The following is a 14,195-nucleotide window of genomic DNA, read 5'->3' on the forward strand; positions in this document are numbered from 1 at the left end:
GCGGTTACACCTTCCGTTCGATATAATTGAGCAGCTTGCTGAGGGAATAGGTAAGAATGAAATAGATCAATGCGGCAGTCAAATACGGCTCCCATATCCGTAAATACTGGCCTTTCATCGTGTTGCTCCAATACATAATCTCCGGTGCGGCAATCAGCGCGAGCAGGGAAGAGTCTTTCACCAGCACAATAAATTCATTCCCGAATGCAGGAACCATCCGTTTGACCGCCTGCGGCAGAATGATAAAGCGCATGGCCTGAAATTGGGTCATTCCGAGCGAAACCGCCGCTTCCCGCTGCCCCGGATCAATAGACTGGATACCGGCGCGGAAAATCTCGGCGGAATAAGCGGCAGAGTTCAGGGAGAGTGCCACAAAAGAGGTCATTAACACATTGGTGCTGCCGTAAAACGCCGGGATCACCCCAAAGTGGACAATCAAAATCTGCACATACAACGGGGTCCCGCGGAAAAAATTGATGTAACAATGAAACGGCCAGCGGAAATACGCTTTCGGTGCCATTTTGCCAAAACCAATGCCCAGCCCCAGAACTGAACCCAATATAATGGAGACAATAGATACGCCAATGGTAAATGCGGTGCCCCTCAGCAATACCGGTATATAATGAGCGATAATGTCAAATCTGAAATCCATAGGACTCTTCCCTTCTCTTCTATTTCAAAAAAAGAAGCATGCGCAATAGCAATCATTACGCATACTTAATTGGTCGTCCGCTTACTCTGCGTTCAAGAGAGTCTGGGTGTCCGGATCTTTACCGAACCAGGTTTTGTAGATTTCGGCATATTTGCCGTTCTCAATAATTTTCTTGATCGCCGGGTCAAGCTTGGCTTTCCATTCACTGCCCTTAGGATATAAGATGCCATAATATTCAGAGCCGAAGTTTTCCTTATCGATGATCCCTGTCAATTTCTCTTTCGGGTTGTTCTTGATATATTCGTTGACGATAGCGATATCTGCCACCACCGCATCGGCTCCACCTTTATTCAGCTCCATCAGGGCTACCGCGTTGCTGTCAAAACGCTTAAGTTTGGCGTTGTCGACACCCATAATTCCGCTCATCAGCTCATCCGCCGTAGTCGCCGCCTGCACAGCAACCCTTTTACCCTTCAGGTCAAGCGCACTCTTGATGTCACTGCCTTCCTTAACCATAATCATGTTGGTGGATTCAAAATAAGGAATGGAATAATCATAGGTTTCTTTCCGCTCGTCTGTAATAGAAACCGAAGACAAACCAGCTTGGTATTCCGTGCCTTGCTTCACGCTGGTCAGCATAGTGTCCCACCCCGTGTTCGTTACGGTATAGCCGATGCCGGCTTCCTCCATTACCGCCTTGATGAAATCGATGTCAAATCCTTTGATTGTATCTGTATCCATATACTCCATCGGTGCATAGCTCGCGTCACTGGCGAACTTAATCGTCTCCCCGCCGGCGCTGCCGCTGTCTGCCTTATTGTTGGAACTGCAGCCCACCATTGCAAGCACTACGAATGACATTAAAGCTGACATAAACCATTTATTTTTAATCCCCATTCTTCAATCCCCCTACTTATTCGTGTAATAACTTAAGGAGATTTTATCAGATTAAAGTAGTGATGACAATTAACTTTTCTATTATATGTCATGTTTAATAACATATAATCGTTATATTGTAGCATTTCCTCCCTTTACTGGACTCTGTTCATTCACTTATCCGCTGGAGGATCCATCCCTACTACCGTCTCTATTATCAAAAAAGGCACCGCCATGAGATGTGAATATCCCCGGCGGTGCCATTGCTATGCTGTATTTCAGTCTTTGTTATCTTTCATTAACGTTGTACAGATTAAAACGTCAAATCCCCGTCATACGAAGCAATTAACCGATACAGCTCCGGTCGCCGGTCGCGGAAGATCCCCCATTCGATCCGGCCAACCTCCAAGGCGTCCAGGTCAAATTCACTGACCAATACAGTCTGTTCATCCCGTCCGGCTTCGACAATCTTGTTGCCCTGAGGACCGGCGATAAATGAGGAGCCATAGAAGTTAATGCTGGACTCCTCATCCGTTTCCTCTCCGATCCGGTTAGAGGCCACGACAGGAATCAGATTCGCTGCCGCATGGCCCAGCATACAGGTCTGCCAGTGGTCTTTGGAGTCAATCGACCCGTCCTGCGGCTCCGAACCGATGGCTGTAGGGTAGAACAAAATCTCCGCTCCCATCAGACTCATCACCCGTGCGGCTTCCGGGTACCATTGATCCCAGCAGACGCCGACACCAATTTTGGCGTAACGGGTATTCCACACTTTAAAGCCGGTATCTCCGGGATTGAAGTAGAACTTCTCTTCATAGCCGGGGCCATCGGGGATGTGGCTTTTGCGGTATTTGCCCAGCACCGTGCCATCAGCATCAATCACAGCCAGGGAGTTGTAACGGGCATAGTTTTTCTTTTCATAAAAGCTGATCGGCAGCACCACCTGCAGTTCTTTCGCTACCGCTTTGAAATGGTTCACTGCTTTGTTGTGCTCAAGCTCGGTCGCATAAGCATAATAATCTGATTTCTCCTTCTGGCAGAAATACGGAGTTTCAAACAGCTCCTGAAGCAGGATAATCTGCGCGCCTTGGGCAGCAGCTTCCCTAACCAGGGTTTCCGCCTTGCGGATATTCTCATCAATATCACCGGAACAGCTCATTTGTGTCGCGGCTACTTTTACTTTTCTCACCATTCTGTCCTCCTTGCAAAAATTTAGGATCTCCCGGCAGGCATCTGCTGGGTGGTGCAGTGTACATTGCCGCCTTCGCCAATCACGGCCATTCCATTCACTGTGCGGATTCTACGGTCCGGGAACAGTGTAGCAAGCTTCTGTTCGGCAAGCTTATCCGTTTCTGCAGCAGTTCCTCCGAACACTGGCAGGATAATCCCGCCATTCACAAAATAAAAATTCAAATAGCTGAGCGTCAGACGGCTGTCCTCATAATCCGTACGAGGCGGCTGCTGGATCGTGATGATCTCCAGCTTCCGTCCTTTGGCGTCCACGGCATTTTCCAGAATCCTTAAGTTCTCCTGGGTAATCGAATAATTCTCGTCCTGCGGGTCATCGCAGACCTGAATAATTACTTTGCCAGGTGCGGCGAAGCAGGCAATATTATCGACATGCCCATCGGTTTCATCACCGCTCAGGCCGCGTTTCAGCCAGATGATGGCTTCTGTACCTGTATATTTACGTACATATTCTTCAATCTCTTCCCGGTCCAGCTCCGGGTTGCGGTTCTTGTTCAGCAGACATTCCTCTGTGGTAAGAAGTGTTCCTTCCCCATCGCTATGAATGGATCCGCCTTCCATGACCAGCGGAGCATCGTAACGGGTAACCTGCACCTGCTTCAGAATCTGAGGAGCCACCTCATCATCCAGGTCCCAAGGTGAATATTTGCCGCCCCAGGCATTGAATTTCCAGTTCACGCCTGCAAGTGTTCCATCCTCACCCTTAACAAAGGTTGGACCGTTGTCACGCAGCCAGGCATCATTATGCCGGATCGGCAGCAGCGTAACATTGTCTCCCAGAGCCAGCTTGTTCACCTGCTCCAACTCTTCCGGGTTCACTACTACGGTTACCGGCTCGAACTCGGCAATAGCCCGGATAATCTCGGCATAGCCGCCGCTCACGGCTTCATAATTGTCGGGAAACACCATGGAAGCCTGGACCGGCCAGGAAATAAAAGTACGTTCATGCTCATCCCATTCGGGTGGCATGGTATAGTTTAATTCTTTGGGATACATTCTTATAATTACCTCTGCTATTCATATTTGGAGCGCCCGGCTGTCCCGGAAAAGCTCCTTACCCATCATACAATAATATGAGGATGCGCTCAATTGCCGGACAAGCAAATCCCCCTGGGAAAATCCAGGGGGATCAGAGTCTAGCTGTATTTTAGAGCTTGATCTGTTTCACTATATTTCCCGCAAAGTCCTTGATGATGAAATCTCCATTCTCCAGAATCCCGTAGGAATTGGGATGGTTCTCTTTCGGCAGCGAGATGGAGCCGGGGTTCAGCACCGTGATGCCCTCCTTGACATCCGCTACCGGCAGATGGGTGTGGCCCTGGATAAAAACATCGCCCGATGTCAGCTGTGGCAGATTGTCGATGCTGAAGCCATGTCCGTGGGTTGCATAGATCTTCCGGCCTTCATGAAGGATCAGCACATAGTCGCCCATCATCGGGAACTGCAGCAGCATCTGATCGACCTCGGCGTCGCAGTTGCCGCGTACGGCCACCAGTGATTTGCCATAGGCATTCAGCCTGGCTGCGACTCCTTGGGGATCATAGCCATCCGGCAGCGGATTTCGTGGCCCGTGGTACAGGAAGTCTCCAAGAATAACGAGAGTGTGCGGCTGCTCCTCTTCCGCCTTCAACAGTGCCTGCTCCAGCCAATGCAGTGATCCGTGAATATCCGAAATGAACATCAGTTTCATGATGCATTCTCCTTTTCCTGTTTTTCTATTGTCCTATGTATCTAATTATTTTAACTCTCCTTGAGTCCCTAACGCAAAGCGGGCGCCCGCGGGGCGCCCTGCACTTTACATTCTTATATTATGAATTATGGCAGATTGGAAGAACCCATCAGGAACCGGTCCACCTCGCGCGCTGCCTGCCGTCCTTCATTAATAGCCCATACCACAAGGCTCTGGCCGCGCCGTATATCTCCAGCAGCAAACACGCCTTCCACATTGGTAGCCTGCGTTCCGAACTCGGCTTTGGCGTTGGAGCGCTCATCACACTCAACCCCTAGCTGGCCCAGCACCGTTTCTTCCGGTCCGGTGAATCCCAGGGCAAGCAGCACAAGCTGTGCCTGGATGACTTCTTCACTGCCTGGAACCTCTACCGGCACCATCCGGCCCTGCTCATTCCGGGTCCATTCGATGCGCACGGTGTGCAGTTCCTGCACATGTCCGCCGTCGTCGCCGACAAAACGCTTCGTATTCACAAGATAACGACGCGGATCTTCCTGATACAAGGCCGCTGCTTCCTGCTGGCCGTAATCCACCTTCATCACCTTCGGCCACTCCGGCCAAGGGTTGCCCGCCTGGCGGGTAAGCGGCGCCTGCGGCATAATCTCCAGTTGGACTACACTGCGGCAGCCGTGCCGGATGGAAGTAGCGACACAGTCCGTACCTGTATCCCCGCCGCCAATAACGACCACATCTTTGCCGGCTGCAGAGATGTATTCCCCGTCTGCGAGGCCGGAGTCGAGCAGACTCTTCGTGTTCAGTGTCAGGAATTCCATCGCCTGATGAATGCCCCGAAGCTCGCGCCCTTCCAGCGCCAGATCACGTGCCTGCGTAGAGCCGCCGCACAGCACCAATGCATCATGCTCTTCCTTCAGCTGTGATGCTTCAATATCTCTGCCGATCTCGGTCCGGGTAACGAAGGTAACGCCTTCTGCCGCCAGCAGATCTACTCGGCGCTGTACCGTTTGTTTGTCCAGCTTCATATTCGGAATTCCGTAGGTCAACAGGCCGCCGATTCGGTCCGCACGTTCATACACGGTTACACTATGTCCGGCTTTGTTAAGCTGTGCGGCACAAGCAAGACCTGCAGGACCGGAGCCGACTACGGCGACTTTTTTGCCGGTACGGCTGAGCGGCGGCTGGGGAACGATCCAACCCTCAGCAAAACCTCTGTCCACGATGGCCTTCTCAATCGATTTGATCGTGACCGGATTGCCATTCATCCCCACTGTACAAGCGCCTTCACAAGGTGCTGGACAGACACGTCCGGTAAACTCCGGAAAGTTGTTGGTCTTGTGAAGCCGTTTAAGCGCAACCTCCCAGTTGCCGCGGTATACCATATCATTCCATTCCGGAATAAGATTATGCAGCGGACAGCCGGAGGCCATCCCGGAGAGCAGCCGTCCAACATGGCAGAACGGTGTACCGCAATCCATGCAGCGCGCGCCCTGCTCCTTCAGCTTCTCCTCGTCCATCTTCTGCGAAAATTCATTCCAGTTCTTAATCCGTTCCAAAGGCTCGCACTCCGCAGGAGTCTGCCGCTGATATTCAAGAAATCCTGTTGCTTTACCCATACCTGTCATCCTCCGAGTCTCTCTGATTGGCCGCCGAATCACCCAAAGGCGGCATTGTTGCCCCATTCGGCTCCAAAAAGACAGTTACTCTCTGTCACCGACTGATTATTTGTCACTGTAAAGCAGCAAAGCAAGAAGCTGTGACAAGACGGTTTCCCGCCTGAAATGACTCTATATTATCATCTATCCTGTATAGCCTAAATGAGGAAAGTCACATTTTTAGATAAAATTTCGGAGATGGGCAAAGCGGCTATCAGAGGTTATTTTCTTTGGCAGCACTATACACGGAGTTGACTATCGCGGTTACCGGGAACACGATCCAGTTGATATCCCAGTTCTCAAAAACAAACCCGCTGATCAGAAAAATGCAGACTGCCACCGGCCAGATAATCGCTGAGACGTTGCCCATGACGTGCTTCTCTTATTTCTTTTCCTGAGCGAACTCGCCTTCCTTAAGCAGGAAGCTGAAGCTCTCCTTAATGTTACCATAATAAATGAACAGAAAGACCGCCAAAGCAATCAGCAGAAGCAAAATGACCACGCCATAACCGGTAGAATCTTCATTGATCAGAGACCATGCAATCACCGGAACCGGACTTAATACACACAGGCATACGCCCATCACCATGGACAAGGTATACGTAGGGACGAATGCACCACTGCGGTGCTGAATCTCGAACCCTAAATCATATGGCAGGCTAAAGCCTTCGTGCAAATATTTATATTTCTCCAGCATCATGCCGCTGAAAATGAACAGACCCACTGCCAATGCCACCAGTATAAGCAAAGCAACCACACCAAGAATGGATGCAGCATCCTCTGAAATGACCCCTTTAAGAAATCCGAACTCGGCCAGAGTGTTCAGCAGAATCAGCAATGCGGGACCGATAATGCACAACATTACACCTAGCCCCACCATGAAGCCCGATTTCTTTTTGGCAGCCATATAGCTAAATGTATCCTCCGGAGCAAGCATCAGAAGCTTGTTCTCCTCCCCTTCAACGGGAATATCAAGTTCTTCGATCAGTTCATCAATGTTGCCAAACTCGGAAATCACGATGCCCACGGCTTCATTTTCGGTTTTGCTTTCCTGCTTCAATTCATGGTACTTCTCTTCCATGCTCGACAGCAGGTCCTGCTTGACCCCATCCATCTGCGCGGTTCTGGGGAGAGCGGCAAACATATTGTTCAAATAACTGATGATGGTCTCCATTCCTAATCACAGCTCCTTAATAAATTTGTTCACAACTTCCTGGGTGATCAGCCACTCCGCACATTTGTCATGGTAATACGCCAACCCCTCCGGAGTAATGCGGTAGTAGGTACGCCGCTTCCCCAGGGTCTCATCCTTATAAAACGAGCAGATGTACCCATTCTTCTCCAGCCGGGTAAAGGCGGAATATAGGGTGGTTTCCTTCATAATATATTTCTCATCCGACAGCCTCCTGATATTCTTAGATATTTCGTAGCCATAGGATTCTCCGTCCAAAAGCATATATAGAATAAATGTATCGTTGTATCCGCGGATCACATCGCTGCTGATCAATATCCTTCCTCCTTACTGCATCTGTCGTACTACACCTGTCGTAGTAATGATATTGTAGCATGATTACTACGACAGGTGTAGTACTAAATTTCAAAAGTAATCCTGTTTTTAGAATTTTCACAGGAAAAAGACTGTCCAGTCGGCAGATGGCTCTGCCTACAAAACAGTCTTCATGTTCCTCATCTAGGTATTCCGGTGTTAATCGTGCTAAGCCTGAACGGCCAGAACGACCATTCCGAGACCCTTAACAGTCAGTTGCCCCTCTGTCCCCAATACTGCCAGTTCCTCCCCAAACAGTGGCTCCCATACCCCTAGCGGCGGCAGCGAAAGCGTTGATCCATCCGGATTGGTATTGTAGACCACGTACAGGTGCTTCGCTGCATCACCTCCGGCATGCTCCCGAAGCGTATATGCCACTGTACCCGCAGGCGCCTTCTCGAAGAATAGCTTCGCACGGATTTCCTCTGCACTGTGCAAGCGGAAGGCGGGATGTGCCCGGCGCAGCGATATGAGCTTTTTCATGTAAGCCACCTCGTCCGCATAAGCAGCGCAGCGCTCCCAGTCCAGCCAATTGATCTCTACCGGTGATTCAAAGCTGTTCTCCACACCTTCTTTGGTACGCATAAATTCCTGTCCGGCATGAAGGAACGGAATCCCCTGGCTCGTCAGCACCATGGCTGAAGCCAGCCGGTGCATCGCCCTGCGCTGCTTGTCGGATACTCCGGCAGAGGACAGGACGATTTTATCCCACAAGGTATGATTGTCGTGGCATTCCATATAATTCACGCACTGCCGGGGTTCATCGGCAAACTGGCCGATAGTCTGTCCGTACACCACTCCCCCTGTAATGCCTGTCTTCACCACCTGTTCCAGTCCCGACCTGCCGCCGATAAAGCCTGGTTCCTCATACCTGAAAATATTGCCCTTCACCGCGTCCCGAAAACCGTCGTTAAATTGTCCGATTCCCGGCAGTGCGTCTGCGTTACTCTGATTGGCCAGCCGTTCCGTGGCAAGCTCGGTCTCCATGATCCATCCCTCGCCGATGGTCATGATCGAAGGGTCGACTTCATCCAGACGGCGGCGGATTTCCGCCATCGTGTCAACATCAATCAGACCCATCAGGTCAAACCGGAAGCCGTCCATATGATATTCTGTGGCCCAGTAGAGAACCGAATCCACAATAAACCGGGACATCATGGTCCGCTCGGAAGCGACATCGTTGCCGCAGCCCGAACCGTTTGACAGACTGCCGTCCCGCTTGTAGCGCAGATAATAGCCGGGAACCAGCTTGGTAAAATTCACACGGTACCCGTCATACACATGGTTATAGACCACATCCATGATTACGCGCAGACCACGGTCATGCAGCGCCTGAATCATGGTTTTGAGCTCGGTAATGCGCACATCCGGTAGATACGGGTCTGTCGCGTAAGAGCCCTCCGGCACGTTATAATTCTTCGGATCATACCCCCAGTTATAGTGCGGCTGGTCCAGCCTGGTTTCATCCACGCTCTCTGTGGCTAAGTCATAGACTGGCAGCAGCTGAACATGCGTCACCCCAAGATCGGCAATATGATCGAGCCCGGTCAGAATCCCCCCGGGACCCCGTGTTCCGCCTTCGGCGAGACCCAGAAATTGTCCCTTGTAGGCAGTTCCGCTGGCCGGATGAATGGACAAATCCCGCACATGAAGCTCATAGATGACTGCGTCCATAGGGCTCGCCAAAGGCGGCTTATCCGTAGTCCAACGCTCAGGATCCGTCTTGCGCAGGTCAAGAATGGCCGCTCTGTCCCCATTTACACCGACTGCACGTGCGTACGGGTCCGCTGCCTCATTCCACTGGTCCCCGATACGTACACGATAGGTATACAGCTTGCCATCCAGATCACCGGAAACCGTCAGCCTCCAGGTCCCCCGCACCTCACGTATCATGGGCAGGCGGTCGCCGGCGGTCTGCTGCCAAGAGTCGTACAGCACCACTTCCGCTTCCTGCGCCGTGGGAGCCCATAGACAAAAGGCGGAGTAAGCAGAAGTATAGATGAGGCCAAGATCGTCTCCGTCATAGCTGAACAGCTCGTCAAAATCCTGGTCGAATACGGAAATGCCTCCGGTAGCTGCAGGATCCCCATAAAAGATGGTTTCTTCCATTTCCCTTTGTACTGACAAAGCAATCTGTCCCCTTTACCCTTTATTAAATGGATATTACAACCTAATTATCCGCTTCGCGCAAACGTTTGTACAGAAAGATTTTTTAGATGGGATGAGCGGGGGTATGAATTCTGTACGGCTGTATTTCCGGTTCCGTCATTCTATGTTCAGCGCTACCATGGTAAGAATAGGCTGGTTCGGCAAATAAGGAATATGGCGCTCCCGGCCAGGGGTAAACCCTCCGTTCTTATGGCGTATACCGTTATCTTGGACAATCAGCGCAGGTCCCGCTCCCGTATCGGTCAGATCGTATCCGATTCCCAGCACCCAATGATAATCATAGGCATACCTTCCCCTCCAGCGGAGGCTGAACCATTTGTCAAACTTCACGGCCACCGGTCGCCCGGCGTCAATCTCCGCCCGATACCTCCCCATGTCATTAAAAACGGATACTGACACCGGCCGGTGCCTGCGCTCTACGCGCGGGAGAGCAGCACCAATATAGGCCTGAAGGCCTTTGGCAAAACTGCGCGCACTCATCCCCAACGGAGTCCCCCCATGATGGCTGTATATATAATTGATATGCTCCGCTTTGGAGTCAAAATGACCCGAACCTGGAATACGCCCACAACCTCTCCTGGTATGCCAATATTCGATTAAAGCGGCCATGGTCGCCGGCCCGCAGGCAGAGCCGGGAGAGGCTACGCCCGGCTCCCATTGTGTATATGGTTCCACTTCCAGCCGATATTCAGACCTTTCCTCGATCATAAGGATATCTTTTCCTTCCGTTCCCTGAGTATCCGCTCAATATCTGAGGCGAGAAACGGCTTGCTGACGAAGTCTTCCATGCCTGCCATGAGGCACCGCTCCCGATCCTCTGGTCTGGCATAAGCCGTTACCGCAACGATGAACGGCCGGTGGTGAAGCGGAGCCTGCTCCCTGATTCTGGCCGACGCAGTAATTCCGCTCATCACGGGCATCTGGACATCCATTAACAACAGGTCATACGGACGCTCAAGAACGGCCTGAAGCGCCTGCTGGCCATTCTCCACCAGATCCGCCCTATATCCCCGTTTCTCCAGCATCGTCAGTATAAGCTTTTGATTGACGGGATGATCCTCCGCAACCAATATCCGCAGGGGGCCATACTTCGCTTCAGGCAGAGCGGGCGCGGGGCTAGCGGCTGGCGGTATACTGCCATTCTCCACCTGCTGTACTTGGTTCTGGTTGGTATTGGACTCAGGAGGAACACTGCCATTCCGTGCTTCAGAATTAATGGGCAACGGATTGTCATCTGCCTTATTCTCTTTCCACTCCTCATCGGTAATGATGGGAAGGGTGAAGTAGAAGGTCGAACCTTCGTCCTCTGCGCTCTCCACTCCAATCGCTCCGCCCATAAGCTCGACAAGCCGTTTGCAGATCGCAAGTCCCAGACCTGTACCGCCATATTTGCGGTTAATAGACGGATGCAATTGGGAGAACGACTGAAACAGCAGCGGCTGCTTTGCGGTTGGAATGCCAATTCCCGTATCCCGTACACTGAACTTCAGGTTCAGCTTCTTGGCGTTCGGGCAATATTCCGTTTCGACAGCAATAGAGACCTGCCCTTCTTCGGTAAACTTGACCGCATTGCTCACCAAATTCACGAGCACCTGGCGCAGACGGTCCGCGTCACCCATGATCAGCTCTGGAACATCTTCGGCGATGCGGCTGGATAGCCGGACATTCTTTTCCCTGGCTTTAGGTGAAAACAGCTCGGTAACCATCTCCATAACAGACTCCACACTGACCGGTTCATGAGCAAGTGTCATTTTACCGGCTTCGATTTTACTGAAATCCAGAATTTCATTGAGAATATACAGCAGGGAAGCGCTGCTCTGGCTGATGATCTCCGCATAACCGCGTTGTTCCTCATTAAGCTCCGTCTCCGCCAGAAGATCTGTCATCCCCATAATTCCATTCATCGGGGTCCGCAGCTCGTGGCTCATCACCGCAAGAAACTCGGATTTGGCCTGATCCGCCTTCTCGGCCGACTCCTTGGCACGGATAATTTCCTGCTCATCGGTAATGTCCCTGAATACAACAACCGCCCCTTTGCGTTCTCCCTTGTCGAACAGCGGTGTTGCCTGATACTCCGCAAGAAAGCTGGAGCCGTCCTTGCGCCACAGTACCGCATCCATACTCCGCTGGGACTCTCCTGTCCGGATAACCCGCATCAGGGGAGAATCCTCCGGCCGGTAATGAATTCCGTCCGGCGCCGTTTGCCGGATATGATCCAGGTAAGAACGGCCCATAATTTCGTTATGCTCAAACCCCAGTATCCGCTCTCCCGCCGGATTGATGAAGGTGATTTTCCCCTCGGTATCCAGACCGAATATACCTTCGGACACCGCATTCAGAATCAGCGTGTATTCATTGCTGAGCTTCTCAATCTGCTCGGTATACCGGATACGCTCAGTGATATCACGGGAAATCCCATATACACCTACCACCTGTCTGTCGACAATAATCGGGATATTGATGGTATTGATTTCAATAAGATGCCCATCTTTATGGATCAGTGTCAGATCATAGCTCTGGGGCTCTCCCTGGCTGGCCAGTGTGAAATGATGCAGGGTCTTCGCGATATCCTTCTCATGCACAATAGGTCCAAAATACATTCCAATCAATTCATCCAGACTATAACCTGTCAGTTCCTCCAGATTGGCATTCGCCGTCAGATAATCCCCCTGCAGATTCATGGAATAGACCGCGGATGGATTATATTCGAAGAGAGACTTGTAGCGTTGCTCACTCTCCTGAAGCATAGATTCAAAACGCTTGCGCTCGGTGATATCACGGCTGACTGATATAATCTCCAGGATCTGGCCATGGTCATCATAAATATACCGGCTATTCGTCTCAAACCAGGCGTAGCTTCCATCCTTGCGGCGGTACCGGAAGGTTACTACGGGAATGAATCCGGAGTGCTCACTTTCGGCCAGTGTCTTCTTCAACCGCTGCAGGTCATCGGGATGCAGGTAATCCAAGGCACTTGTCCCTACCATCTCCTCGGGCTCGTAGCCCAGCAGGGAGCGGCTGGCAGAAGAGCAATAGAGAAAGACAGTGCCTGCTACCGATTGACGCGAAATCATATCGATGGAGTTCTCTGACATCAGCCGGTAATTCCGTTCGCTCTCTCTAAGCTGCTGCTCCATCTGCCGCCGCTCGGTAATATCCTGCATCATGCCGATCAGCTGCACAGGCTTGCCGTCGGGACCGCGCATGACATCCCACTGAATGTGTACTGCAAGTACTGTGGCATCAGAAAGAACCAGACGGAAGGAGGTTTCGCCGGATTCCCCTTTTTCCACAGCCCGTTCGACCCCCTCAGTCAGCAGTACCATGTCCTCAGGATACACCAGAGACAGGAAGGTCTTATAATTCACGTTCTTCCCTGTACTAAAGTGGAGCATCCGCTGCAGCTCTTCTGAGAACGTCAGCCTTTCTTTGGACAAATCCCAAACCCAGGAGCCTATTTTGGCAACCCGCTGGGCAGTGGCCAAGGCCTCCTCGTTCAGCTTGCGGCTGTTCACATTACGGCCAACGCCCATGATCCGTACGACTTCACCGTTTTCATCACGGATGATATGAAAAGAAGACTCGAACCACAGATAATGCCCCTCTTTATGGCGCAGCCGGCGGACATTGATTTTATTCTCCAGGAGTCCTTCGGACTGGTTATTCATTCCTTCAGTATCATCTGGATGGTAGAACTCCAGCCGGTTCTTACCAATTAACTCCTCAGGGGCGAAACCGATTTGCAGCAGCGAAGAAGGAGAAATGAAACTCAGCGTTCCATCAGGCAGGGTGAAGGAAATCATCGTTTGTTCGTCTTTTATAAATAAATCATACAAATCACGGCTGTCCACGGTCAGCTGATCGGCAATTTTGCGGTCGGTAATATCCTGGGCGTACACGATAACATGCCGGTAAGCCAGGCCCTCCATAGCCTTGACGAATGTAAGCAGAAGCCATACCGTACGTCCCGAACGGGCTTGGAATCTTTTCTCCTTGACCAGAGAGCCCGCCGCAGAAGAGTCTAGTTCATTTATAAGATGGTTGTGCAATTGCCGGGCTTCCTCCCGCGAAGCAGAAGCATTGTAGAGCAAACCCTCCGCCAGGAACTCCTGTTCACTGCAGCCAAGAAGTTGACAGAAAGCAGGATTAACTTTTATCCACTTGGCCTCTTCTGAAGACAATACTCCCATCCCCATCGGAGACATCAGGAACGCTTGATCCAGAATTCCCCTGTTATTGTTATCCAAATCAATCAGGCCTCCCTCATCACGAGCCGCTGCTGGTGCAGACTCACTGTTGTCTATTTACCCAAGTATACGATAAGAGAATTAAGGAAAGAAATGAGCCGCCCCTTTTTTCAAATGA

General features: G+C 51.3%; 12 protein-coding genes. All 12 read right to left on the reverse strand.

The genetic code is table 11. The annotated features are described in order from the left end of the window. Positions 1-4: 4 nt before the first annotated feature. Entirely contained in the window at positions 5-652 is a 648-nt protein-coding gene (locus tag A3844_RS21945; RefSeq protein WP_074086626.1) for an amino acid ABC transporter permease, read from the reverse strand. Positions 653-733: 81 nt separating this feature from the next. Further along, a complete protein-coding gene (locus tag A3844_RS21950) occupies positions 734-1,549 on the reverse strand; it encodes a transporter substrate-binding domain-containing protein (RefSeq protein ID WP_143192128.1) in 816 nt (271 codons plus the stop codon). Between the two features lie 292 nt (positions 1,550-1,841). Next, complete coding sequence (aguB, locus tag A3844_RS21955; RefSeq protein ID WP_074086870.1) at positions 1,842-2,717, reverse strand: N-carbamoylputrescine amidase; 876 nt, start codon at positions 2,715-2,717, stop codon at positions 1,842-1,844. 23 nt (positions 2,718-2,740) lie between these two features. Continuing rightward, on the reverse strand, positions 2,741-3,772 hold the full coding sequence (locus tag A3844_RS21960; RefSeq protein ID WP_074108457.1) for an agmatine deiminase family protein: 1,032 nt from the start codon (positions 3,770-3,772) through the stop codon (positions 2,741-2,743). 151 nt (positions 3,773-3,923) lie between these two features. Then, entirely contained in the window at positions 3,924-4,466 is a 543-nt protein-coding gene (gene yfcE, locus A3844_RS21965; RefSeq protein ID WP_074108458.1) for a phosphodiesterase, read from the reverse strand. 125 nt (positions 4,467-4,591) lie between these two features. Next, positions 4,592-6,076 (reverse strand): glutamate synthase subunit beta, encoded by a 1,485-nt coding sequence (locus A3844_RS21970; protein WP_074108459.1) that lies wholly within the window; start codon positions 6,074-6,076, stop codon positions 4,592-4,594. Between the two features lie 253 nt (positions 6,077-6,329). Next, positions 6,330-6,485, reverse strand: coding sequence for a hypothetical protein (locus tag A3844_RS33545; protein WP_244169823.1), 156 nt, complete (start codon positions 6,483-6,485; stop codon positions 6,330-6,332). A gap of 12 nt (positions 6,486-6,497) precedes the next feature. Next, the gene (locus A3844_RS21975) at positions 6,498-7,289 is read right to left on the reverse strand and encodes a permease prefix domain 1-containing protein (RefSeq protein ID WP_244169824.1); all 792 of its coding nucleotides are present in this window, start codon (positions 7,287-7,289) and stop codon (positions 6,498-6,500) included. Positions 7,290-7,295: 6 nt separating this feature from the next. Continuing rightward, complete coding sequence (locus A3844_RS21980) at positions 7,296-7,622, reverse strand: PadR family transcriptional regulator (RefSeq protein WP_074086622.1); 327 nt, start codon at positions 7,620-7,622, stop codon at positions 7,296-7,298. A 207-nt stretch (positions 7,623-7,829) separates the two neighbouring features. Beyond that, entirely contained in the window at positions 7,830-9,788 is a 1,959-nt protein-coding gene (pulA, locus tag A3844_RS21985) for a type I pullulanase (RefSeq protein WP_074108460.1), read from the reverse strand. Positions 9,789-9,926: 138 nt separating this feature from the next. Beyond that, positions 9,927-10,538, reverse strand: a complete 612-nt coding sequence (locus tag A3844_RS21990) for a C39 family peptidase (RefSeq protein WP_074108461.1) — start codon at positions 10,536-10,538, stop codon at positions 9,927-9,929. Continuing rightward, complete coding sequence (locus A3844_RS21995; protein WP_074108462.1) at positions 10,535-14,077, reverse strand: PAS domain S-box protein; 3,543 nt, start codon at positions 14,075-14,077, stop codon at positions 10,535-10,537. The genes A3844_RS21990 and A3844_RS21995 overlap by 4 nt, the downstream gene beginning before the upstream one ends. Positions 14,078-14,195 lie beyond the last annotated feature (118 nt).

It is taken from the genome of Paenibacillus helianthi, from assembly GCF_001909055.1.
Lineage (GTDB): Bacteria > Bacillota > Bacilli > Paenibacillales > Paenibacillaceae > Paenibacillus_AQ > Paenibacillus_AQ helianthi.